Origin of the sequence: Flavihumibacter cheonanensis (genome assembly GCF_022352215.1) — a bacterium.
Lineage (GTDB): Bacteria > Bacteroidota > Bacteroidia > Chitinophagales > Chitinophagaceae > Flavihumibacter > Flavihumibacter cheonanensis.
This window is the reverse complement of record NZ_JAKRWF010000002.1, coordinates 809,451-832,294: the sequence shown is the minus strand read 5'-3', so window position 1 is coordinate 832,294 and position 22,844 is coordinate 809,451. Positions and strand designations below refer to the sequence as shown.

General features: G+C 44.7%; 21 protein-coding genes. 8 read left to right on the top strand and 13 right to left on the bottom strand.

From position 1 onward, the window contains the following. From paaI to MD536_RS12870, 5 genes are read left to right on the top strand one after another with little or no spacing between them, the layout of a single operon-like run. The gene (gene paaI / locus MD536_RS12890; protein WP_239600440.1) at positions 1-417 is read left to right on the top strand and encodes a hydroxyphenylacetyl-CoA thioesterase PaaI; all 417 of its coding nucleotides are present in this window, start codon (positions 1-3) and stop codon (positions 415-417) included. Positions 418-423: 6 nt separating this feature from the next. After that, positions 424-1,014, top strand: a complete 591-nt coding sequence (locus MD536_RS12885) for an acyltransferase (protein ID WP_239600435.1) — start codon at positions 424-426, stop codon at positions 1,012-1,014. Positions 1,015-1,044: 30 nt separating this feature from the next. Beyond that, on the top strand, positions 1,045-2,049 hold the full coding sequence (gene obgE / locus MD536_RS12880; RefSeq protein ID WP_239600433.1) for a GTPase ObgE: 1,005 nt from the start codon (positions 1,045-1,047) through the stop codon (positions 2,047-2,049). Between the two features lie 10 nt (positions 2,050-2,059). After that, positions 2,060-4,486: a hypothetical protein gene (locus MD536_RS12875; protein ID WP_239600428.1), complete on the top strand. Its 2,427-nt coding sequence runs from the start codon at positions 2,060-2,062 to the stop codon at positions 4,484-4,486. 34 nt (positions 4,487-4,520) lie between these two features. Beyond that, positions 4,521-4,904, top strand: coding sequence for a hypothetical protein (locus MD536_RS12870; RefSeq protein ID WP_239600426.1), 384 nt, complete (start codon positions 4,521-4,523; stop codon positions 4,902-4,904). On the opposite strand, the gene MD536_RS12865 is transcribed toward MD536_RS12870, so the two are convergent. Further along, entirely contained in the window at positions 4,901-5,506 is a 606-nt protein-coding gene (locus tag MD536_RS12865) for a DNA-3-methyladenine glycosylase family protein (RefSeq protein ID WP_239600420.1), read from the bottom strand. The genes MD536_RS12870 and MD536_RS12865 overlap by 4 nt on opposite strands. Before the next feature lie 28 nt (positions 5,507-5,534). Here MD536_RS12865 and mnmC2 point away from each other — a divergent pair, with 28 nt between their 5' ends. Continuing rightward, positions 5,535-6,209: a tRNA (5-methylaminomethyl-2-thiouridine)(34)-methyltransferase MnmC2 gene (gene mnmC2 / locus MD536_RS12860; protein WP_239600414.1), complete on the top strand. Its 675-nt coding sequence runs from the start codon at positions 5,535-5,537 to the stop codon at positions 6,207-6,209. Here the strand turns inward: mnmC2 and MD536_RS12855 are convergent. The 5 genes from MD536_RS12855 to MD536_RS12835 all read right to left on the bottom strand — a co-directional run bounded on the left by MD536_RS12855 (position 6,206) and on the right by MD536_RS12835 (position 10,788). Further along, positions 6,206-6,910: a hypothetical protein gene (locus tag MD536_RS12855; protein WP_239600412.1), complete on the bottom strand. Its 705-nt coding sequence runs from the start codon at positions 6,908-6,910 to the stop codon at positions 6,206-6,208. The genes mnmC2 and MD536_RS12855 overlap by 4 nt on opposite strands. Positions 6,911-6,920: 10 nt before the next feature. Further along, on the bottom strand, positions 6,921-7,643 hold the full coding sequence (locus MD536_RS12850) for a LytR/AlgR family response regulator transcription factor (RefSeq protein WP_239600410.1): 723 nt from the start codon (positions 7,641-7,643) through the stop codon (positions 6,921-6,923). 8 nt (positions 7,644-7,651) lie between these two features. Then, positions 7,652-8,671 (bottom strand): sensor histidine kinase, encoded by a 1,020-nt coding sequence (locus MD536_RS12845; protein WP_239600404.1) that lies wholly within the window; start codon positions 8,669-8,671, stop codon positions 7,652-7,654. Positions 8,672-8,758: 87 nt separating this feature from the next. Beyond that, positions 8,759-9,700 carry a fasciclin domain-containing protein gene (locus MD536_RS12840; RefSeq protein ID WP_239600400.1) on the bottom strand — a complete coding sequence of 314 codons (942 nt, stop codon included), beginning with the start codon at positions 9,698-9,700 and terminating at the stop codon, positions 8,759-8,761. Between the two features lie 110 nt (positions 9,701-9,810). Continuing rightward, the gene (locus MD536_RS12835) at positions 9,811-10,788 is read right to left on the bottom strand and encodes a fasciclin domain-containing protein (RefSeq protein ID WP_239600398.1); all 978 of its coding nucleotides are present in this window, start codon (positions 10,786-10,788) and stop codon (positions 9,811-9,813) included. Positions 10,789-10,924: 136 nt separating this feature from the next. Here MD536_RS12835 and MD536_RS12830 point away from each other — a divergent pair, with 136 nt between their 5' ends. Continuing rightward, a complete protein-coding gene (locus MD536_RS12830; RefSeq protein ID WP_239600395.1) occupies positions 10,925-11,716 on the top strand; it encodes a M90 family metallopeptidase in 792 nt (263 codons plus the stop codon). Here the strand turns inward: MD536_RS12830 and MD536_RS12825 are convergent. From MD536_RS12825 to MD536_RS12810, 4 genes are all read right to left on the bottom strand, one after another. After that, entirely contained in the window at positions 11,673-12,272 is a 600-nt protein-coding gene (locus MD536_RS12825; protein ID WP_239600393.1) for a LutC/YkgG family protein, read from the bottom strand. The two genes, MD536_RS12830 and MD536_RS12825, sit on opposite strands and share 44 nt — an antisense overlap. Further along, positions 12,269-13,639: a lactate utilization protein B gene (locus MD536_RS12820; RefSeq protein ID WP_239600358.1), complete on the bottom strand. Its 1,371-nt coding sequence runs from the start codon at positions 13,637-13,639 to the stop codon at positions 12,269-12,271. The genes MD536_RS12825 and MD536_RS12820 overlap by 4 nt, the downstream gene beginning before the upstream one ends. Further along, the gene (locus MD536_RS12815; protein WP_239600356.1) at positions 13,632-14,375 is read right to left on the bottom strand and encodes a (Fe-S)-binding protein; all 744 of its coding nucleotides are present in this window, start codon (positions 14,373-14,375) and stop codon (positions 13,632-13,634) included. The genes MD536_RS12820 and MD536_RS12815 overlap by 8 nt, the downstream gene beginning before the upstream one ends. 490 nt (positions 14,376-14,865) lie before the next feature. Continuing rightward, positions 14,866-15,645 carry an oxygenase MpaB family protein gene (locus MD536_RS12810; protein WP_239600348.1) on the bottom strand — a complete coding sequence of 260 codons (780 nt, stop codon included), beginning with the start codon at positions 15,643-15,645 and terminating at the stop codon, positions 14,866-14,868. Between the two features lie 74 nt (positions 15,646-15,719). Between MD536_RS12810 and MD536_RS12805 the strand changes: the two genes are divergently transcribed. Continuing rightward, positions 15,720-18,095 carry a S9 family peptidase gene (locus MD536_RS12805; protein ID WP_239600346.1) on the top strand — a complete coding sequence of 792 codons (2,376 nt, stop codon included), beginning with the start codon at positions 15,720-15,722 and terminating at the stop codon, positions 18,093-18,095. On the opposite strand, the gene MD536_RS12800 is transcribed toward MD536_RS12805, so the two are convergent. From MD536_RS12800 to MD536_RS12790, 3 genes are read right to left on the bottom strand one after another with little or no spacing between them, the layout of a single operon-like run. After that, positions 18,075-19,391, bottom strand: a complete 1,317-nt coding sequence (locus MD536_RS12800; protein WP_239600344.1) for an FGGY-family carbohydrate kinase — start codon at positions 19,389-19,391, stop codon at positions 18,075-18,077. The two genes, MD536_RS12805 and MD536_RS12800, sit on opposite strands and share 21 nt — an antisense overlap. Positions 19,392-19,400: 9 nt before the next feature. Next, positions 19,401-20,675 carry a sugar isomerase gene (locus MD536_RS12795; RefSeq protein WP_239600342.1) on the bottom strand — a complete coding sequence of 425 codons (1,275 nt, stop codon included), beginning with the start codon at positions 20,673-20,675 and terminating at the stop codon, positions 19,401-19,403. A 41-nt stretch (positions 20,676-20,716) separates the two neighbouring features. After that, positions 20,717-22,837 (bottom strand): bifunctional aldolase/short-chain dehydrogenase, encoded by a 2,121-nt coding sequence (locus MD536_RS12790; protein ID WP_239600336.1) that lies wholly within the window; start codon positions 22,835-22,837, stop codon positions 20,717-20,719. Positions 22,838-22,844: the final 7 nt, after the last annotated feature.

The window sequence follows — 22,844 nt, the reverse complement described above, 5'->3', positions numbered from 1 at the left end:
ATGGAAAAATCGTCCTACGAAAAAGTGGTTGATCACATGCTGCAGCAGGACGCATTCAGTCAGTGGCTGGGTATCGAATTGCTGGAAATCAGGGAAGGGTATAGCCGCATCAAAATGATTGTCCGCAAAGACATGGTAAACGGCTTCGGCATCGCCCATGGAGGTATTGCATTCTCGCTGGCGGATAGCGCTTTTGCATTTGCCTGCAACAACCGTAACAATTTATCGGTTGCGCTTGATACCAATATTTCATTTACCAGGGCAGTGCAGGTTGGTGATGTGTTAACTGCCGAAGCAACGGAAATCCACAATGGCCGAAGCACAGGAGTCTATTCCATTGGCATATTCAACCAGAAGGATGAACAGGTTGCCCTTTTTAAAGGAACCTGCTTCCGGACCGGTAAAACGCATATTTGAGATACTATGTTTATTTCATTCAAAGGAATTATACCTGTAGTACATCCCAGTTCCTATGTACACCCACAGGCATGCATAACCGGAAATGTGATCATTGGTAAAGATTGTTATATTGGTCCGGGTGCGGCTTTACGTGGCGACTGGGGAGGCATCATACTGGAAGCCGGCTGTAATGTACAGGAGAACTGTACAATCCATATGTTTCCAGGGTATACGGTTCGCCTTAAAGAAGGTGCGCATATTGGTCATGGTGCTATTATTCATGGCGCACAGATTGGCCGTAATTGCCTGGTAGGAATGAATTCGGTGATCATGGATCGTGTTGAACTGGGTGATGAGTCCATCATAGGAGCGTTGAGTTTTATTAAAGAAGGAACCATCATTCCTCCCCGGAGCCTGGTAGTGGGAAACCCCGGAAAAATCATTAAGGAAGTAAGTAACGAAATGCTTTCCTGGAAAACCAGGGGTACCGCCCTATACCAGGCATTACCCAAAGAAATGCAGCAATACAGCGAGATTTGCGAACCATTATCGGAGCTTCCGGCCGACCGTCCAAGCCAGGAGATCCTGTATGAAACATGGCAGTTGTCCAAATGAACTACCTTCGCGGATTAACAGCGTATAACCGTGTCAGAGAAATCAAATTTTGTTGACCAGATCCGCGTCTTTTGCCGAAGCGGTCATGGCGGAGCCGGAAGTAAACATTTCATGCGAACCAAGTTCAACCCGAAAGCCGGTCCCGATGGGGGCGATGGCGGCAGGGGAGCGCATATCATTTTACGTGGTAACAAAAACCTATGGACTCTTCTGCACCTGCGCTATCACAAAAACATCCTTGCTGAAAACGGTGAAAGCGGAAGCGGCAATAACTCCACGGGTCGTAGCGGAAAGGATATCTATATTGACGTTCCGCTTGGAACCATCGCCTTTGACGAGGAAACTGGCGAAAAAGAAGCAGAAATCCTGGAAGATGGACAGGAAGCCATCCTGATGAAAGGAGGCCGTGGCGGGCTCGGAAATGCCCGTTTTGCTACTCCTACCAACCAGGCACCTGAGCATGCCCAGCCCGGAGAGCCCGGTGTAGAGGGCTATAAGATTCTGGAATTAAAAGTGCTGGCAGATGTAGGATTAGTTGGTTTTCCGAATGCAGGAAAATCCACCCTGCTGAGTGTGATCACCGCTGCCAAACCCAAGATCGCGGATTATGCCTTTACGACGCTGAGCCCTCAACTGGGAATGGTAGAATACCGGGATGGAAAATCTTTCTGTATTGCCGACCTGCCCGGCATTATTGAAGGGGCCGCAGAAGGACGCGGACTGGGGCACCGGTTCCTGCGACATATTGAACGTAACTCCGCCCTCCTGTTCCTGATTCCTGCCGACAGCAAGGATCACCGCAAGGAATTTGAGATCTTGCTCAACGAACTGGAAGAATACAATCCGGAGCTACTGGAAAAAGACATTGTAATTGCTATCAGTAAAAGCGATATGCTTGATGAAGAGTTAAAAGCAGCTATCAGCAAGGAACTGCCGGCGGAATATCCGCATCTTTTCATATCTTCTGTAACCCAAAAGGGACTGAAGGAATTAAAAGACCAGCTCTGGCAAATCCTCAACCGGCCGGTGGACTAAACCTTTTCATATGCGTACAGGAAGTATTTTCTTATCGATCCGACTCAGAAAATATCCCTTTTTACGATTCCTGTCGAACCTGCTCCGGAGTTGCTGGCTGTTTTTCCCATCGCTGGTATTCATCATCCTGGCCATGGTGGCATTTTCTCAACTTAGCCAGGGACAGGATATACTGATTTCCTTCACTGAAACTGCAGGCGCTTTTGGTCATGTTCTGGCCGCCAAGATGATCTTCCTGGTAGCGATTTTTTTCTGGGTTTATGTCAGCTGGTATTCATCCCGGATGGTTGCTTACATAAAAAGCTGGCAACACCGGGAAGCAGTACGAATCATAGATCCAGTGTTAAGTGACCAGGCCTATGCGTCCTTATACGATATGGAATTGCGGTTTCTGCACCGGTTTCCCCGCATTATCGGTTATGGATGTCTGTTAGTAGTAATGATTGTTCTGAGCCTGCTCCTTTTTCCCGGTAGCTGGGTCCAGGAACAGCCTTTCCTGGTGCTGATTGGTGCTGCCTTACTCGCCTGGTTGGCTGATCGAACGCTGATCCGGCTGGTACAAATTCCGGGTAAATCCGCCTTATTAAGAAACATTGCCTGGGTGCTGTTCGGGTTGGTATTGCTGCTGCCGGTTTTATATGTAAAGTATGATCTCTTCAGTAGTATACCCTATATTCTGCTGCTTCTACTGCTCCTGTTTTTTCTATATATGCTGTACATCAATGTACGCCGGCAACACATGATCAGGGAAGGATCGAAGGCAGGGCGAATAACGGGCATTCATCCCGCCAAACCTTTTGAAAAGCTGGTGGAACGATCCATGAAATTTTTACACCTGCCGAATGAAGAAAAAAGTTATTTCGCCGTTTTTAACCTGGTGGCCGCAATTGGTTTATGTTTTTACCTGCTTGCGATTAACTCCCTGGCAGCCAGTGTTCAAATAGGACCTTTTGCTGTTATCCTGCTTGCATTCGCAGTTCTCCTTGGTTTTGGCAATATGTTATCCGCCCTATCCTGTAAATTCCAGGTCAATTTTCATTTTTTCATTTTCCTATTTGCTGCTTTTCTTCCAACACCGGATCATCATATCGTAAGAACAGGAAGTTTATCAGAGCGGCAATTGGATCCGGCGATTTATGAAAAGCGGCAACAGTTATCCGAATATTTTTATCACTGGATAAAATCAAGGCCGGAAATTGATACGGCCAGTTCCTATGATATGTACCTGGTATTGGCGAATGGAGGCGCTTCCAGATCAGCCTATTGGGTAGCATCTGTTTTGGGAAAATTGGAAGATGCGTCCTTACAGAATCCCCGCGGCCGTTTTTCGCGCCATTTGTTTTGTTTATCGGGTACATCTGGAGGCGGGTTGGGAATTGCCAATTTTTACACCACCTTATTACACCAGCAAAAAAAGGAACCGGTAAAGGGATTTGAAGCATCTGGCCGTGAGTTTCTGCGCCAGGATTTTTTGAGCTTCACACTGGCAAGGATGCTGGGACCGGATTTCTTCAACTACATTCCCTTACTTAACAAGTTTGTACCCAATGAAGACCGCGCAGAAGCATTGGAGCAGGCCATTGAAAGAGGTATTGATGCCTCCTATTATCGGGTGGGCTTCGACAGTACCTGGTTTGATCAGTGTCTAACCCAAACCGGCGTACCGCATTCATTGCCGGTGTTGTTTATAAATACAACCCGGGTTAAAGATGGAAATCCCGGAGTGGTGTCAAACATTCACATCGCTCCGAATATTTTCAACCGCAGGGTAGATGTTGCGGCTCTTTTGCCCAGGGATCAGACAATCCGCTTAAGCACTGCCACGATATTGGGAGCCAGGTTTCCGTATATAAGTCCCGCAGGACGCATCAACCAGCTCAAAACCCCTTCCACCCCCAACGGTATAGACACTACCAGGGCGCATTATTTCGTAGACGGGGGGTATTTTGATAATTCCGGAGCCGGTGCAGTGCAGGAAATGATCCGGACGCTTTTGAAACTGGCAGCTGCCAGTCCGGATGATGAAATCCGCAAACGATCCGCAAAACTGAACATTCGGGTTATTCAGATAACCAACAGCCCGCAGGGGACTGTTCCATTAAAACCGATCGGTCCATTTGTCAACGATCTGCTCTCGCCGTTGCTCACCATCACCGGTGCATTTGATATGCAGACAACAGTGAATGACCGCCGCTTTATCACCTATATTCAGGACCTGCAGCAACAGGCCCCAAAAGGCGTTTTTCGGTCTTTTGAATACATCCCCATCCATTTGTACAATGATCCGGACGTACCGGGTGATACGCTTTCCAAAGGTCCCTATGCCATGAACTGGTTTATATCGGATAGTGTCCGGAATCAAATGGATCGCAGATTAGTGAACCAACCCCGGCTGATCGCGTTGTTAAAAGAGTTTGATTTGATAACAGGGAATTAATTTTTGGGTAACTTTAAGGAGGTAGTTTTCACGCATGAAAAATTGTACTACCATAGGAACAAGCATCTTTTTTCTATTGGGATTTTTTTTCGCCTGTTTGCTTTCAGTAAACGGGCAAACAGCAACTAGTGCAGCTTCAATTGAATTTCTAAAAGCGGAAGATGGTTACCTGTTTTTCAAAGCGAGGTTGAATACTTCAAAAAAAGAAAAGACCACTTTATTCGTACGTGATCAGGAAGGAGAGTTGGTATATGAAGACAAGATGGTTGGCTCCAGCTTTGAAAAAGTATATAAAATCCCTTCCTCCTGTGCGGATGAACTGGTTTTTGAATGGGTAAAACCCCAGCGGATCCTGTTAAAAAAATTCAAGGTGATCCGGAATGAAATTAGTTATGTAACGGTTACCAAAATGTATTAGACAGCCGGCCCATTATCTTTCCATTTCCAGAGATGTACGCAGGCATAGGTTCGGTAGGGAGCCCATTTCTTAGAGATCTTCAGCATTTTTTCCCTGAAATTTTTCCGGTCAGCATCATCGAGGCGATAGAGTCTTTTCATCGCCATCTGTATGCCCAAATCATCAATAGCAAACACATCTTCTCTTGCCATTGCGAACATAAGTAACATTTCGACCGTCCATCTGCCAACACCCTTGATTTGTGTCAGATAAGCGATTACTTCTTCATTGGAAAGCTTGTCGAGTTTTTTGTAATCCATCCCTTCTTCAAGAGCGAAACGCGCCACATTTTGTACATAGTTTACTTTTGCATTGGACAAACCGATTCCCCGTAATGTTTCAAAAGGCGTTTCCAGGATCTGTTGCGGATGTGGATGCTTATCATCATACAGTGATAAAAATCGCTGCTTGATTACGGCAGCTACTTTTACAGATAACTGTTGACTCATAATAGAGCTGCACAGGTAGAAATCCAGCCGCTTTTGTTTTTTAAGCACGAAGGGTTCTCCATCAAGGATGGAAGCCATCTTCTTATCCAGTGAAAGGTGATCTAAATAAGACATACCCGAAAGTAGTAATTAACTTCGCAGTATGGAAAGAATCCTGGAGGCAACAGCGGATGGCAGTCATACTATTTCGATACCTGAACTTCAGGTTACCTATCATTCCAAACACGGTGCAGTGCAGGAGTCAATGCATGTATTCATTGAAGCGGGGTTGCGCTATAAAATGCAGTCTTCCCCTGGTGCATTAACTATTCTTGAAATGGGTTTTGGAACCGGACTGAATGCCTTGCTCTCGTTACTGGAAGCTGAAGGCCGGGAAATCTGGTATGAAAGCCTGGAAGCTTATCCGGTTTCACTTGAAATGGCCCTGCAACTGAATTACGCAGCATTATTAAAAAAGCAGGATGCCGTTGAACATTTTAAAGCCATGCATCTGGCAGCATGGAATGAGTGGGTGAACGTTACTCCGGAATTTTACTTGTATAAGCGGGAAACTGCACTTGAAGCTTTTCATCCCACCGGCAACTATGATATTGTATATTTTGATGCATTCGCACCAACGGCCCAACCGGAATTATGGACCGAATCCGTATTCAAGAAACTGTTTGATAACATGAAGCCGGGTGGCATACTTGTCACCTACTGCAGCAAAGGCATCGTCAGAAGAGCCATGCAGGCAGCGGGATTCAGCATTGAAAAAATTCCTGGTCCGCCTGGTAAAAGAGAAATGGTACGAGCCACTAAACCAATGACAACTTAAAGGAAAAAGCCCGCTCGGATGGCCAGGCGGCGGTACTTCGTATCGATCTCATCCTGGTTGCGGATTGATTGGGTTGCCTGGTAACGGTACCCAATGCTCAGCAAAAAGCCGGCAGAACGATTGAACGGAATTTTTACACCGAGTCCGGCAGCATATAATAACCCTCCTTTAAAATCTTCACCGGCCTGTGAATCCTGGGTAATATTCGCTCCATATCCTGCATCGATAAAATAAAACGGAAGCACGGTACCGTTGGTAGCGATATCTCCCCGGAAACTGGCGAAAAGCGGAACGATTGTTTGGGTGGCATACAGATCCACACCGGTACCAAAACCCAGCATGGCAAACTGGTTGAACTTATACCCGTTAACCGTTTGAAAGGAAAAGGCGGCAGTAGTTACACCATCAACCGTTGTTTTCCCTGCTACAAGCGGACCAAGTTCACTGAAATGTGCAAATCCTTTTGTTTTGTATGCAAAATTCCGATAGCGTTTTTCGGATCGGATAGAGTCGAGTTCAGCTTTATTGAAAGACCATATGGAACCATCCTGCGTAAGGATGCGGGTCTGCTGATCTGAAGAACCAACAAGCTGGCCACGGATAACAGATCCGTTTTTCAGATATAGTACATCTTCCTTTTTACCCTGGGCCACTGCACCAACAAAAAACAAGACAAACAGAATGAGCAATGAAATTCTCATAAGCAATAAGTTAACTCTCAGCCCATTCGCGGAATGCCGGTACCCGTTCTCTGCTAACAATCAGTTCATCCAGGTTGGAACCAGCTTTCACATTGAGTTTGAGTCGGCTGTTGATATATGGTTTAATGTGTTGAATGGCGGATGCCTGTACAATGATACTTCTGTTTAGCCGGAAAAACTGTCGTGGATCCAGCACCAGTTCCAGGCTTTCCAGTGTATAGTCTACAATGTAACGAGTACCGTCATGCGCGTTTAAATATACAATTTTATTGTCGGCGGAGAAATAAGCGATATCGGCGGCATCTATAAAGAAACTGCGACTTCCAATCCTGGCGAGGAACCGTGATTTATAGGTCTTAGGAAGGATGGTATTCTTCCCCGACAGAAGATCCAGTTTATCGAGGGCCTGTTTAAGTGCAGATTTAGAAACAGGTTTGAGTAAATAATCAATACTCAGCAATTTGAAAGCATCCATCGCATAAGAATCAAATGCGGTAGTCAGAATGATGGGGCAATCTGATTTGATTGTTCTGAAAATTTCGAAAGAGGGACCATCTGAAAGCTGAATATCCATAAGGATCAAATCAGGCGATGGGTTTTCATTCAGCCATTGAATGGTTTCTGAAATACTATCCGTGACAGCCGCTACAACTGCAGACGGGCGCAATTGTTGGAGGAGTACTGTCAGACGTTCCGCAGCCAATGGCTCATCTTCAACAATAAGCGTTCGCATAAACGAGATTAGGTTATTAATGGTAAATGAACACTGAAAATCCGGTCGTCCTTTTTGATGCTGATCGTCTGGCCTGTACTTAATTCATATCGCTGACGGATATTATTAAGTCCAATTTGCGTTGACGGTTCAACGGGACTTTTGATTTGCAGGTTATTACTAACAACCAAACTGTTATTTCCGTTCACTGAAATATCAATAACCAGTGGGAATTGTTTAGACAATATATTATGCTTGATCGCATTCTCGATCAACAACTGTAAAGCGCCAGGTACAATTCGCTTGTCTTTTTCGCCTTCCTGAACATATAGGGAGATGGATAAACTTTCGGGGAATCGTTTGGTTAAAAGGAAGATATAAGGTTGAATAAATTCGAGTTCAGACCGAAGAGAAACCAATTCCTTATCCTGATTGCTTAATAAATAGCGATAAACAGCGGCAAAAGACTCAACAAATTCATTAGCCTCCGGGTTGTTTTTAACGAGTAATCCTGATAATACATTCAGGTTATTAAAAAGGAAATGGGGATTGATCTGGTTTCGGATTATCTGAAGTTGTGCCTGCGCAGTATTTCTTTTGAGCGCTTCCGCTTCCACTTCTTTTTGCCGGAGGTTACCAATGAAAACAAACAACGCATTAATGATATGCAAAAACAGGTTGATCCTGGTAGCATACATAGTAGTCAGCTTCATGGGAAGAGAAACAGCTGCGCCTCTGAGTCCTGCAAGGCCCCTTGCAGTAATGGCAATAATAACCAATGCGATCAATACAGATGCGATAGTTCCCGCAAGGAAAGAAATACCGATACGGGTGAGTTGTGTTTTGTTAGCCCAGGATTTTTGAATTCGGTTATCAAGTAATCGGTTGGATTCCCAAACTCCCAGGGTAACGAGTAAAATGGTGAGCAGGCTAAGGTACCAGGGAGCCTGAATCTGGTAATAGGTATAGACCTCTGCATAGAGCGTATTCAGGTAAGAATAGCATCCAAGAAAAAGGGCAAACCAGAGTCTGTATTTATGGGCAAACATGGGTAGAGGTTAAGTAAGAAGATAGTTCCGGCGTTAAAGCCGGAACTATCTAGCCATCCCCGCAGTATCAAAACTACTACAATCTTTCTACAGGATAACGCGATCGATCACATGAACCACACCGTTGGTGGCAGTGATATTAAATGTGGCTCCAGGGGTAGTGGTAACTACATTGCTCGCAGTACTGCTGCTGCCGGTTACTTTTACGCTGGGAGGATTTGTACCAATGGTAAGTGTTGCAGCTGGATTTAATGTAGGAGCAGTTCCGTTATTGATCAAATCACTTGCGTAAACGTTTGTACCAATTACGTGCTGTCCGACAATAGCAGTTACTTCAGCAACAGATAGGGCATCAATAGTTGCCTGAGTTACACCGGCAGCCTGGAAGGCAGCGTTTGTAGGTGCAAATACGGTATACTTACCAGGGCTGCTGATTGCATTTACCAGTCCTGCTTTGGTAACAGCAGAAACCAGGATGGAGAAATCAGGAGATCCTGTTGCTATACCCGCAATTGTTTGCGTTGGTGGAATCAGTACATTGCTGATTACATGAATTACCCCATTGCTGGCAGCTACATCCGCAGTTTTTACAGACACTCCATTCACAAACACTCCATTTGCATTTCTGGAGGCAAAGATTAATTTTTGTCCCAGTGAACGCACGCTGTCACTTGCAGGCACGTTTGCGGAACCAACTCTTGCACCTACTACATGGTACAGCAGGATATCAGCCAATGCCTGTGGAGTTGCGCTGTTGATAAAGGCCTGGTTGATACCGGCAGCCGCGAAAGCTTCATTATCAGGTGCAAATACGGTCAGATTGCCGGGAGCAGCCAACTCGTCTGCTAAACCTGCTTTGGAAACCGCAGCCAGGAGCAGTGAGAAGTTAGGATTGGTAGCAACCACATCTGTAATAGTTGGATCTGCCGGCTGATTGTCATCATCATCATCAGAACAAGCTGAGAATGTAAATACACTGAATAAGGCCACCGCGATCAGAAGTAAGCGGGATGTTATAAATTTTTTCATGATGCTAGATTTTCCTTTTGTAACAGAATCGAAAGGCAAAAGATGAACAGAATGGAGTGAGTTGTTGAATGAATGGAGTGAACTGTAAATTATTTATTGGGAATGCTATTTTATGGGAGCAATACCTGGTCAATCACATGTACCACTCCATTAGTAGCGAGCAGGTCTGTGATGGTTATATTGGACGCTGTAGCATTTGCATTGCCCTTTACTCTTGCACCGGATCCCAGACTGATTTCCAACGTGCTACCCTGGAAAGTGGGTACATCAGCGCCATCAACTAAATCAGAACTGAATACACGGGCACCTGCAATCACATGATAGGCCAGCACATTTAAGAGGAAGGCCGGATCAGCATTGTTAATAACCTCAACTGAAGTTAATCCGGCTGCGGCAAATGCCTGGTTGGTGGGGGCGAATACGGTAAACGGGCCATCACTGCTGAGGATAGCAGCAACATCGGTACCAGAAGCACCAGCGCGAATTACAGCTGCTACCAGGAAGCTGAGATTTGAATTTCCGGCTGCCAGCGCAACAATATTACCCGGAGCAGGAATCAATACGCGATCCACAACATGAATCACTCCATTAGAACAATCGATATCAGCGATGATTACTTTAACACCATTAATAAATACATTTCCTGCGCTTGTACGGGTAACATATAAGGGTTGACCATTCAGACTGGGAACCGGAGTATTGCTAGCCTGCGGAATTTCAGCAGCAAATACTTCATCACCAACAACATGATACAATAAGATAGCCTTCAGCACATCAACGGGAGCTTTTGCGATGTCAGATACAGTTCTGAAACCAGCCGCTCTGAATGCATCATCTGTAGGCGCAAATACGGTGAGGTTCGCCTTTTTATCGTTCAGTGCAGGAACCAGGCCGGTACGGGCTACTGCCGCTTTAAGCAGACTGAAACGTCCGTCTGATGAAGCAACTTCCCAGATTGTTTTTTTCTTCGCCTGGTTTTTCCATGGCGGAGGAACAGGACCCATTTTCTGACAACTGGCGAGAAATAAAACAGCAAGCAATGGCAGTGCCCATGTACGGGCAAATTGTAAGATAGTTTTGTTTAGCATAACAAAGAGTTTGAGATATTACAGTTAGCACAATTGTTAAGATTTTAACAGGGGAGTGAATTGTAGATTTTCGGGCGTGAACTGCTTTTCTGCTTACCCTACCCGTCGGTTACCCGATGGGTAATTACATTTGTATATGTTTGGACTTGTATTTTTTGGAGCGCTGATACTGGTACTGGTCTGGTGGAAAAAGGCAGATCGTAAAAAACAGGCCGCTACACCCCTACCAGCCAATATTCCCGGGATTCTTGAAAAGGAAGTAGCCTATTACCGCTCCTTACCAGAGAACGATAAACTGCGATTTATAACTGAAGTGGAAGATTTCCTCCGTGAGACACGCATAACACCTGTAGGAACGGAAATCGAAGACTCTGACCGCGTACTGGTTGCTGCCAGCGCCGTTATTCCCATCTTCGGATTTCCTGAATGGCATTACAGCAACCTTACCGATGTGTTGATTTACAATGATAGTTTTGACCAGGAATTTGATACCCAATCCCGCGACCGGAATATCCTTGGTATGGTGGGATCGGGTGTTATGAATCATAAAATGATTCTCAGTAAACAGGCCTTACGGGAAGGATTCTCCAACAAAACAGATAAACACAATACAGCCATTCATGAATTTGTACATCTGCTTGACAAGGCAGATGGCGCTGTCGACGGAATTCCTGAAGCACTGCTCTCCAAACAATATTGCCTGCCCTGGCTGAAGCTGATTCACCAGAAAATACAGGAGATAAAGGAAGATGAGTCAGATATCAATCCTTATGGCGCAACCAGCCAAACAGAGTTTTTTGCAGTAGCCGCCGAATACTTTTTTGAACGCCCGGCATTATTAAAAAGCAAACATCCCAGGCTGTACGAAATGCTGGAAAAAATTTTTAAACAGGCACCACCAACCCGGATTTCAGGATCAAAACAGTAAGTGCTACCGGACCATGTGCGCCAATTACCAGCGATTGCTCAATATCTGCTGTTTTAGATGGTCCCGCAATAAAAACACCAAAGCCTTCCTGGTTGATCCGGATACGTTGATACGCGTCATGCATGGTGGGAACGAGTTCCTCTTCGCGCAACACTAATACAAGCTCCTGTGCAATAAATGGTAAAATTCGGTTACCCATTGCCGTTTCCTCCACCCATATTGCACCATTCTCTGCAACACCCAGACTTGCCCGGACATAAACCCGGTCGAGCTTCTCCAATTCGGCAAGGTCCGGTGAAATCTCATCCAGAGTGGAAAATCCATTCAGCCTGTTTAAAATTATCTGGCCTTCCTGTCTTGCATTTTCAATTTCCAGGGTAAGATCAGCAGACTGATCAACGAACCGAACCCTACCACCAACAGCATTTACAAATTGTTCAAAGGAGGAGATCAACTCTTGGATGGGTGTGACCACCGTATAATCCAATACTGGCAATGGTTTTATTGCTGGTTGTGCGTTTTTAATGGCTTCCAGTATCTGATTTCGGCTACTCATGAACGTTGTTGATTTATATACCATTCCTGAAAACTCTGTTTGGGTGCTTCCGGCATTTCCCGCTGTTTGAACCAGGGGTTCCAGGTTTTATTTTTTACCAGGAAGGGAAGATTTGAAATCACCCATCTGGCAGTCTTACCTGCAAAACGATAAATACCTGGCCGAGCCAGTACCCAGGCCATCAGTTGCATGCCCAATTTTTTTGAAGGTGCTGTTAGTCCTTCTGCGCTGATTACCTGCCTCCATTTCCAAAGTTGCTCGTGAATATTGATTTTAACCGGACAAACATTCGAACAGGAACCGCAGAGCGTTGAGGCAAATGGAAGATCTGCATTTGCTTTCATATCCAGGTTGGGATTCAGGATGGAACCGATCGGTCCGGCAACTGCCGTATGATAACTATGCCCCCCGCTACGTCTGTAAACCGGGCAGGTATTAAAGCAGGCAGCACAACGGATACACTTTAAGGAATTTCGAAAATCCTCTCTGCCTAATTGCCGCGATCGCCCATTGTCGACTAATACAATATGCATTTCCTTACCAGGTGCGGGCCGGTGAAAATGACTGGTATAGGTGGTGATGGGCTGCCCGGTTGCACTTCTGGCAAGCAGTCGCGTAAATACTCCCAAATGTTCTGCTTTGGGAATGATTTTTTCAAACCCCATGCAGGCAATATGAACCCGGGCCGCATGAGCCCCCATATCGGCATTGCCTTCATTGGTACATACTACAATACCACCTGTTTCGGCAATCGCGAAATTGACACCGGTAATGGCAATATCCGACTGGATAAACTTCTCCCTGAGATGCAGGCGGGCGGCATGTGTCAGGTATTGCGGATCATTATTCCCTTTTTCTGTACCCAGGTGCTCATGAAAGGTATTACTGACATCTTCCTTTTTAAGATGTATAGCAGGTAAAACAATATGGCTGGGTGCCTCTTCCCTGAATTGTACGATTCGTTCACCGAGGTCGGTATCAACTACATCAATGCCTTTACCCTGCAGATAAGGGTTGAGGTGACATTCTTCCGTGAGCATGCTCTTGCTCTTGACGATGTGATCGACACCAGCCTTTTGCAGAATTTCGTAAATAATCCGGTTGTGCTCTTCGGCATCTGTCGCCCAATGAACAAACACTCCGTTTGCCAGTGCATTTTTTTCAAACTCCAGCAGGTAGGCATGCAGATTCGACAAGGTATGATCCTTTATGTCGGATGCCCATTGCCGAAGTTGTTCCCATTCAGGAAGGGTATTGGCAGCACGGTCCCGTTTCTGACGAACCCACCAAAGCGTTTGATCATGCCAGTTAGTGCGCGGTTCATCGGCATTGAATTGTTCGGCTAATTGAGCGTGACGACTACTCATATCCGGCATTTAAAATTTCAGCAATATGCATTACCCTAACCGGACTTTTTTTGCGTTTTAAAATACCTTCCAGGTGCATCAAACAGCTCATATCACCTCCGGTCAGAATTTCCACCTGGTTTTGTTCATGTTCCCTGATCCGGTCCTTACCCATTTTTACACTAACCGCTTCTTCAAACACACAGAAGGTACCACCAAAACCGCAACACTCATCTGATCGTTCCGGTACTACTAATTCAAGTCCGTTGATTCGCTGCAGCAAATCCGCGGGCTTTGAAAAAACCGGTGCTACCAACTCAGACATAGAAGAAAGATGCAGGCCACGTTGCCCATGACAGGAATTGTGTAAACCGACACGGCGTGGAAAGGATCCTTTGAAGCTGGTCAGTTTTAATACATCTGTGAGGAATTCAGTCAGCTCATAGATGCGCTGTTGAATCCGCGTCGCTTTGTCCGGAAACTGTTCACTGTGGAGATGTTCTTTAATATGAAGGGTGCAGCTACCGGAGGGACAAACAATATAATCCAGTTCATAAAAATTCTGAATGAAATTAGCATCACAACCTTTTGACAGGCTGGCAAAACCACTATTGGCCATTGGCTGACCGCAACAGGTTTGGTTTAAGGGAACCACCACTTTACAGCCCAGTTTCTCCAACAGTTGCAGGCTTGAAATGGCCACCTGCGGGTAAAACTGGTCTATATAACAGGGAACGAATAGGCCCACCGTATACATGGAAAACATTTTAGCGAAAATGGGAAGATATTGTTTCAGATTTTATTTAATTTTTACCCGATGCTAAAGGTAAATTATCTGATCATACTAACTATCCTGCTCGTTTTGCTCACTGGATTTGAAAATCACCAGCTGAAAAAATTATCAGATGGCACTTACAAAGTTGTATACAAACATTCTACTTTATCGAAAATAAAAACATTAGAAATAACTGGAGATCTATTTCAATCAATATCAACAAATGGGCTCCCGGGGCGAGGCAAAATACGTTGGATCAACGAAAGCAGATATTCTCTGGAATACGAAAATACAATTCCAGACTCAAGCAGTTTATTTTCAAATATTCTAACTAGTTCATCAGGGTTTCCAGTTTATGAAATTTACAACCAGAAGGCTGACAGTTTCTATTTCAAAATCTCCGCTTCAGGAAACCTGAATATAGAAATAGCAAATGGTGTATTAATTCGGCAATAGAATATACCAGTTAACCTCATTTTGATGGTCTGGGATGCGGAACAATATCCAGCCCCTGAATCTGCTCCTGGTAAGCCCCGGGTAGTAATATTTTTTTCAGCATCCAGTCCATTTTCATGAGCCGGCTGACTTTGTACAATGGAACAACAGGTGTCAGCAATGAAAAATCACTGAACTGTAATAATTCCTTTACCCGTTGTGGCACTACCAGTTTCTGTGCTTCAATTAATACGCGGAATCTCATATTCCCCAGGTGCTTTCGATATTGCTTGAATAGATCTTCGGTATAAACCGATTTCTCCAGGTCCTGTCCTAAATGAGTTTCCCGAACAGGTAACCATTCTTCATAAGTTGCAGGTAGTTCTTTTACACCCATGCGTGATCCCATCCGGTAAAAAACATCATACACTTCCTGCTTTTCCTCCTCAGTCAGTTTCCGCTCCAGCAATTCGTAAGCAGCGATTGAATAATAAATCAGCATGAACAATACATCTCGATAGGACCAATCCGGAATCTGGCTACCTCTCTTTTTCTCCAATCCTGCATGGATGGCAGCCATGGTATCTATCGCTTTATGTGCTTGCTGAGTTGGTGTGAATACAATCTTTCGGGCATATTCAACTGTAGAAAATAGCCGGCCAATCGGATCTGCCGGAAGTTTCCCGGTATAGTATAACCAGTCCACCGCTTTATTGAGTGCAAACTCAGCAGCAGCGCCTGCAAATATGAATAATATAGTATCGCTCTTACCCCAGATTTTTCTTACAATGGAGTCCTCAGACACAAAAAATTCCATGGAGAACCTGATTTATACTAAGGTAAGTTATAACAGGTATTCATCCCCTATCTTAGCAGTTAAAGTCGAATGGCATGAAAAAAATCGCTATTGTTGTTTTACTTTCCCTATCCACCGGATTATATGCACAAATCCAACTGGGAAAACTGACCATAGATAAAATTATGGCAGATCCCAAATGGATGGGAAGTTCGCCATCCAACCTGCAGTGGAGTGCTGATGGTTCCATCCTGTATTTTGAATGGAATCCGGAAAATGCAGCAGCCGATTCGACTTATTTTATCACAAAGGAAAATCGTACTCCCCAAAAACTGGCCAGCTCACGAAAAAACCATATTCTCTACTATCGTAACCTGGTTTTTAACCTGGCTCGCAGTCAGGCTCTCTATCAAAAAGACGGTGATATTTTTCTACTAGATACCAAAACAGGAAAAACCAGGCAGATAACACAAACAATTGTCTCCGAAATGAATCCGGTTTTTTCTTTCAATGAAAAGAGGATCGTTTTTCAACTGCAGCAGGACCTATATGCCTGGGATCCTGAAACCGGTCAGCTGCAACAACTGATCAGCGTTCAGAAAACTGCCCCTGCAGAAAGTAAACAGCGTTCGGGTTCACAGGAGGAATGGTTAAAAAAAGATCAGTTTGAATGGATGGAAGTTATCCGGGAACGTAAAGAAAAAAAAGAAGCTACCGAAGCCTTTACCAAATCTTTGCCTAAGCCACAACAGGTTCGGCAACTGTATACCGGTGATAAAATGATGCGCAATCTACAGATCAGTTCAGATGGTCGTTATATCAGTTATACACTTTTCAAGCCGGATCAAGGTGGCAAGCGAACAATTGTCCCCAATTATGTTACTGAAACAGGTTTTACGGAAGATATTCCGGCAAGAACCAAAGTGGGCAGCCCTTCGGGAACCAGTGAATTATTTGTATACGATCGGGAAAAAGACAGTCTTCACACTGTTTCATTGGATTCAATTCCGGGTATTGAAGATCTTCCTGACTATCTGAAAGATTATCCTTCCAGGTTGTCAGCTGCAAAAAAAATAAAACGTCTGCTTTCCATTGGCCGGCTGAGCTGGTCGCCTTCCGGCAGCAATGCCATAGTTGAAATCTATTCACAGGACAATAAGGACAGATGGATCATGCAATTGATTCCATCAGAAGGAAAATTGAAACTTGTTGACCGGCAACGGGACGAGGCCTGGATTGGTGGCCCCGGTATTGGAAGTTTTGGTGCATCCGCCGGTTGGATCAATGAATATGAGTACTGGTTCCAGTCAGAAGTTACCGGGTATTCACATCTTTACAAGTATACTATTCAAACCGGTAAAAAAACAGCGCTTACACAAGGGAGTTATGAAGTGCAATCTGTACAAAAATCAAAAGACGGAAAGTATTTTTTCCTAACCACAAACGAAGTTCACCCCGGAGAAAAACATTTTTATCGGTTGTCCGTTACAGGTGGAAAACCAGAACGCATCACACAGCTTACAGGAGCTAACCAGGTAGTGATATCCCCAGACGAAAAACAGTTGGCTATATTATATTCCTATTCCAATAAACCCTGGGAACTTTATTTGCAGGATAACAACCCTAAAGCGAAAGCGCAACAAATCACCAATAGGGGCCAATCTGAATTATTTGCCTCTTATTCCTGGCGCGATCCGGAGCTGGTACAGGTTCCGGCTGCAGATGGAGCAATGGTTCCTGCCAGATTCTATCGTCCGGCAAATCCTGATCCTTCCAAGCCGGCCGTAATCTTTGTTCATGGGGCAGGGTATTTGCAAAATGCACACAAATGGTGGAGCAGTTATTTCAGAGAATATATGTTTCATAACATGCTGGCCGACCAGGGATACTATGTGCTGGATATGGATTACAGAGGTAGTGCAGGATATGGCCGCGATTGGCGGACTGCCATCTATCGTCACATGGGAGGTAAGGATCTGACTGATCATATCGATGGGGCAAAATGGCTGGCAAAAGAACATAGAGTGGATGCCACACGGATTGGGATTTATGGCGGATCCTATGGCGGTTTCATCACACTGATGGGCTTATTTACCTCTCCCGGAACATTTGCAGCAGGTGCAGCGCTTCGCCCTGTTACCGACTGGGCACATTATAACCATGGATATACTTCCAATATTCTAAACACGCCAGCAGAAGACAGCATTGCCTACAGAAGAAGTTCACCGATCTATTTCGCAGCCGGCTTACAAGACCACCTGTTGATTTGCCATGGTATGGTGGATGTCAATGTACATTTTCAGGATGTAGTGCGGCTTAATCAACGGCTCATCGAATTAGGCAAAGAAAACTGGCAGGTAGCCCTGTATCCGATGGAGGATCATGGATTCGTTGATCCCTCTAGCTGGGCGGATGAATACAAACGAATATTCAACCTGTTTGAATCAATACTAAAGAGAAGAACGAACTGAATCCTTCACCAGCAGCAGCGCGCCCAGCGCAGCAACCTGTGCATTCTCACCTAACTGAATAGTCAGTTTGGGAAATGCCCGTTTAAGAAAGTGTAGGAAGAGTTCATTTTTCGCAAAACCACCTTCTAAAAAAAGAATACGAATATCTTCATTAACAACCAAACGAATGGATACTGCCTGTAAAGTAATCAGATCAACCATTAATTGATGATAGGCTTCTGAAGCTGTAGCAAATCCCTGCAAGGAACGATCGCGGAAGGCGAGCTGTTCAATCAGGGAACCGGGTGCAGGAGTAAAGGACGATGGTATCGGGGTAAAGTTTTCATCAACAGAAACAGATAATATCTGCTCAACTGATTGTTGAAAATGATCGGCTATACGTTTGACCTGGATTTCATGTTCATGGCCTCCAAAGAGCCGGCTTGCTTTCACTGGTTTACCTTCGCAACTCAGGTAGCAAAGACAATCCAATGCCAGCTCCTGAGGGGTGAGCGGATCTTCATTAAACGGATTCAATGTAATACACCAGGTGCCTGTAGAGAGCAATGTAAATTTTTTATCCGCCTGCTGAAGATAGGGAACAAGAGCGGCGGAACTATCGTGCATGCCAATTCCACACCAGAAGGCCTGCCCCTTGTATCGAACCCGTTCTTTATAATTGCCAGGGAAAAGGGGAGCCAGTTTTTCGGTTAAGCCTTCCTGTTTTACCCATTCATGATAGTCTTGCATTTCATAATCCCATAAACCTGTATGACAACCAATGCTGGTTGGATCCGAACTGTGAAGGCCGGTTAACAAATAAGAGCAATACTGCGGTAAATGAAGAGCGAAATTTACCCGTTTGAACAATTCCGGTCGTTCTATTTTTAACCGGTAAAGCTGTAAGCCGGAATTCAGACTTCCGAGGTAGGGCGAAGCAGTTTCCCGCGACCAGGATTCCTGTCCTCCATATTTTTCAAATAATGCATTTGCAAGTTCTTCAGGATATGGTTTTAAATAATTGTAGAGCGGTGTAATTGGCTGGCCATTTTCATCCAGGTAAACCAGGCTAGCTCCATAGGCAGAAAAATTTACTGCCTGCAGGTTCCAGCCAGGGTTCTCTATAATTCTATCGAGAGCCGCAAAAATGAAGCGACGAATCGCCAGCAAGTCATCACAGGGGAAACCATCTTCATCGGTTAATTCCCCGATGCGTTCTGCATACTGATCAACTATCTGCTGTTGCTCATCAAATAACAACAGCTTCTTATTAGTTTTACCAATATCAAAAATAGCAGTTACAGCTATAGGAATCATGCACTCTGGTTATAATCCGGTTGCTACCGTTTTTTCTCCTCTTTTTTTAATCAATGTATTTCTTATCGCTTCTGACCGGAAAAGTTCAAGAGGTTCCAACGTCCCGCCCTTTCTGAATCGCGCTTCCGCAATAAGTGGTCGAAGATCTGTACGATAAGCAGCCTGTAAGATTTCCTGGCAACGAACTACATCATTGACGGCCTGTGCCTGTTTTAGCACAGTCGTGTCAATCAATAAAGCTTGCGCATAGGCAATAAGAATGGCTTCAACAGATTGTATCAGATCTTCCAGCGGATCTTTCACATTGTGTGACGCGTCAATCATCCAACCCAGGTCTTTGGCATGATTCATATTTCTTGCATTCATCCCCTCAACCAGTTCGTTGAATATTAAAAACAACTGGTAGGGATTGATACTACCAACCGTAAGATCATCATCTCCATATTTGCTATCGTTAAAATGAAACCCTGCCAGCTTACCCTCCATCAAAAGCAAGGCAACTATCTGTTCAATATTCGCGTTGGGCAGATGATGTCCCAAATCCACAAGCGTATAGGCTTTGGGGCCAAGCTTCGATGCATAGAGTAAGGATTGTCCCCAATCCCCTACGGTCATACTGTAAAAATTTGGCTCGAACGCCTTGTATTCGATAAAGATCTTCCAATCCGCGGGCAATGCCCCGTAGATTTCCTGCAAACTTTCCAGTGTGCGTTCAAATGCTCCTCTGAAATTTAACTGGCCGGGAAAACAGGATCCATCTGATAACCATACCGTAATAGCTTTGGAACCAAGTTCAACACCATGTTTAATCACTTCTATATTATGGTCAATTGCCTGTTTTCGTACGGCCTTATCTACATGTTGTAAGGACCCGAACTTATAACTAAGTGCCTGTTGCGGTTGATCCTGAAAAGTATTTGAATTAACTGCATCGAATGATAAACCATATTCCTGAGCCAATTGTCTGATAGCAGCAGGATCTTGCGGAACATCCCAGGGAATATGTAATGAAATTGCACCACTTGCCCGATTGAGCTGATTCAGTAATCCAACATCTTCCATCTTTTCTTCCAGCGAACGGGGCTCGCCTCCTTCTGAAAAACGACCAAATCTTGTACCACCTGTCCCTAGTGCCCAACTGGGTATCGCCACCTGAAATGCTTCGATCTGCCGGATGATCTGCTCTGTTTCTGGGAATTCATCCTGCAGTGAAGCAAGTTTAAGTTTATGCCGGCGAAGTCGCTGTTCATTATGTTTTTCAATTGTAGAGCCTTCCAAAAGCATAGTCAATCGTTTTTTGTAAGTTATTTCTTTTCAAACAAATCCTAGCGAAGGAACGCCATTCCTACTCCTCCATCCACATTGAGTGCATTACCGGTTGATTTTTTCAATAACCCACCCACCAATGCAAAACAGGCATTGGCAATATCTTCGGGAATAATGATTTCATTCAGCAAGGTTCTTTTTGCATAATAGGCTGGCAAGTCCTCAACAGAAATACCATAAGCTTTAGCTCTTCCCTCTGCCCATCCGCCAGACCAGATATTACTGTCGGCGATAACGGCATCGGGGTTAACAGCATTCACGCGAATTTTATCCGCACCTAATTCAGCCGCCATTAATCTTGTCAGATGTGCCTGCGCTGCTTTAGCGGATCCATAACCCGGATTATTCGGGCCAGCCACTACAGCATTTTTGGAAACAATGTTCACAATATCTCCCCCCATTCCCTGTTTTCGGAGAATGGCAATACCTTCTTTTGATACCATGAATTGCCCCTTTACCAGGATATCAAACAAACGATCCCATTCTTCCAAACTATGTTCAGCTATAGATTTAGAAATACTGATCCCTGCATTGTTAACGATGATATCCACTCCACCGAATTGGAGGATGGCATTTTCATACGCGGAATAAATGGATATACTATCAGTTACATCAAGCATTACCGATCTTACCTGGTCTTTTCCAAATTGCTGAACAAACTCAGTTTCTGCATTTTTCAATCGTTCTTCATTCAGATCATTCAGCACCACACAGGCACCTTCTTCGGCGAATTTTTTTGCAATGGCTTTCCCAATACCCCCTGCACTTCCGGTTACCAGTGCAATTTTTCCTGTCAGTACTTTTGGCTTCGGCATTCGCTGCAGTTTGGCTTCTTCCATTAACCAGTATTCGATATTAAATGCTTCCTGTCTTGGTAATGCAGTGTATTCACTGATTGCTTCTGCACCACGCATGACATTGATCGCATTAATATAAAATTCCGCTGCTACCCGGGCTGTTTGTTTATCCTTAGCAAACGTGAACATTCCGATTCCAGGATACAATATCACTACCGGGTTGGGGTCTCGCATTGCCGGACTATCCGGATGCTTACATCCTGTATAATAATCAGCATACATTTTTCGGTATTCTTCAAAAGCAGGAGTTAACTTTTGTCGAAGCGATTCCGTATTGCTCAAATCTGCATCTGGCGCTATTTCCAGTACAAGCGGACTGATCTTGGTTCTCAGAAAATGATCCGGACAACTGGTACCCATTGGTGCCAAACGGTCAAGGTTAACCGAATTGATAAATTGAAGTACGCGATCATCATCCGTAAAATGCCCTATCATGGAAACCTGGCTGCTACAAAATCCACGAAGAACAGGTGCCAGCGCAGCCGCCTGTTTATTTCGATCAACAATTGAAGCAGCTTTGATTTTTTCACCTCCGAACGGAAGTCCTTTAGCCGTCACTTTTTCTTCAATATACCGGGCACATTGTTCCACCACTTCAAGGGTATTGATATAACATTCAAAAGCAGTTTCTCCCCAGGTAAACAACCCATGTGACCCCAGCATAATTCCCCTTATTCCCGGATTTTCGTTTAGACATTGCCGTAATTTCAATCCAAGATCAAAGCCAGGTCGCTGCCAATCCACCCACCCGATTTTTCCATTGAATAAATCCTCCGTTATCTTCCTGCCATCTTTTGCTGCTGCAATCGCGATGGCTGCATCCGGGTGCAGGTGATCGATGTGCTTAAAGGGCAGGAACGCATGCAGGGGTGTGTCAATAGATGGTGCTTTACTGTTCAGATCATATATGCAATGATTAAACAATTCCACCATCTGGTCCTCCATGTCAATTCCTTTGTAGACGGTTTCCAATTGATGCAGGCGGTTCAGATACAATGCCGCCAATCCGGATTTTTTCAACGTACCAATATCACCTCCGGAGCCTTTCACCCACATCACTTCAGTCTGCTCGCCAGTGAGGGGATCGGGTTGCAAAAGTTTGCAGGAGGTATTACCGCCACCATAGTTGGTTAGTCGCAGATCAGCACCCAATAAATTGGAGCGATATAAAAGCAGTGCAATTTCATCGCCCTCCAGGGAAGCTGCTTTATCTGCATCCCACAAATAGTTAACATATTTAAATTGATCAGTCGCAGTTGTCATATATAAG

What these genes read in the sequence shown, in the direction of transcription:
- MD536_RS12800 (WP_239600344.1), bottom strand. Translation starts at nt 19,391, where the DNA reads ATGATTCCTATAGCTGTAACTGCTATTTTTGATATTGGTAAAACTAAT.
- MD536_RS12810 (WP_239600348.1), bottom strand. Translation starts at nt 15,645, where the DNA reads ATGGAATTTTTTGTGTCTGAGGACTCCATTGTAAGAAAAATCTGGGGT.
- MD536_RS12845 (WP_239600404.1), bottom strand. Translation starts at nt 8,671, where the DNA reads ATGTTTGCCCATAAATACAGACTCTGGTTTGCCCTTTTTCTTGGATGC.
- MD536_RS12865 (WP_239600420.1), bottom strand. Translation starts at nt 5,506, where the DNA reads ATGTCTTATTTAGATCACCTTTCACTGGATAAGAAGATGGCTTCCATC.
- MD536_RS12825 (WP_239600393.1), bottom strand. Translation starts at nt 12,272, where the DNA reads ATGAGTAGCCGAAATCAGATACTGGAAGCCATTAAAAACGCACAACCA.
- MD536_RS12875 (WP_239600428.1), top strand. Translation starts at nt 2,060, where the DNA reads ATGCGTACAGGAAGTATTTTCTTATCGATCCGACTCAGAAAATATCCC.
- MD536_RS12820 (WP_239600358.1), bottom strand. Translation starts at nt 13,639, where the DNA reads ATGAGTAGTCGTCACGCTCAATTAGCCGAACAATTCAATGCCGATGAA.
- MD536_RS12855 (WP_239600412.1), bottom strand. Translation starts at nt 6,910, where the DNA reads ATGAGAATTTCATTGCTCATTCTGTTTGTCTTGTTTTTTGTTGGTGCA.
- MD536_RS12815 (WP_239600356.1), bottom strand. Translation starts at nt 14,375, where the DNA reads ATGTATACGGTGGGCCTATTCGTTCCCTGTTATATAGACCAGTTTTAC.
- MD536_RS12840 (WP_239600400.1), bottom strand. Translation starts at nt 9,700, where the DNA reads ATGAAAAAATTTATAACATCCCGCTTACTTCTGATCGCGGTGGCCTTA.
- MD536_RS12885 (WP_239600435.1), top strand. Translation starts at nt 424, where the DNA reads ATGTTTATTTCATTCAAAGGAATTATACCTGTAGTACATCCCAGTTCC.
- MD536_RS12835 (WP_239600398.1), bottom strand. Translation starts at nt 10,788, where the DNA reads ATGCTAAACAAAACTATCTTACAATTTGCCCGTACATGGGCACTGCCA.
- MD536_RS12850 (WP_239600410.1), bottom strand. Translation starts at nt 7,643, where the DNA reads ATGCGAACGCTTATTGTTGAAGATGAGCCATTGGCTGCGGAACGTCTG.
- MD536_RS12830 (WP_239600395.1), top strand. Translation starts at nt 10,925, where the DNA reads ATGTTTGGACTTGTATTTTTTGGAGCGCTGATACTGGTACTGGTCTGG.
- MD536_RS12805 (WP_239600346.1), top strand. Translation starts at nt 15,720, where the DNA reads ATGAAAAAAATCGCTATTGTTGTTTTACTTTCCCTATCCACCGGATTA.
- MD536_RS12790 (WP_239600336.1), bottom strand. Translation starts at nt 22,837, where the DNA reads ATGACAACTGCGACTGATCAATTTAAATATGTTAACTATTTGTGGGAT.
- MD536_RS12795 (WP_239600342.1), bottom strand. Translation starts at nt 20,675, where the DNA reads ATGCTTTTGGAAGGCTCTACAATTGAAAAACATAATGAACAGCGACTT.
- mnmC2 (WP_239600414.1), top strand. Translation starts at nt 5,535, where the DNA reads ATGGAAAGAATCCTGGAGGCAACAGCGGATGGCAGTCATACTATTTCG.
- paaI (WP_239600440.1), top strand. Translation starts at nt 1, where the DNA reads ATGGAAAAATCGTCCTACGAAAAAGTGGTTGATCACATGCTGCAGCAG.
- MD536_RS12870 (WP_239600426.1), top strand. Translation starts at nt 4,521, where the DNA reads ATGAAAAATTGTACTACCATAGGAACAAGCATCTTTTTTCTATTGGGA.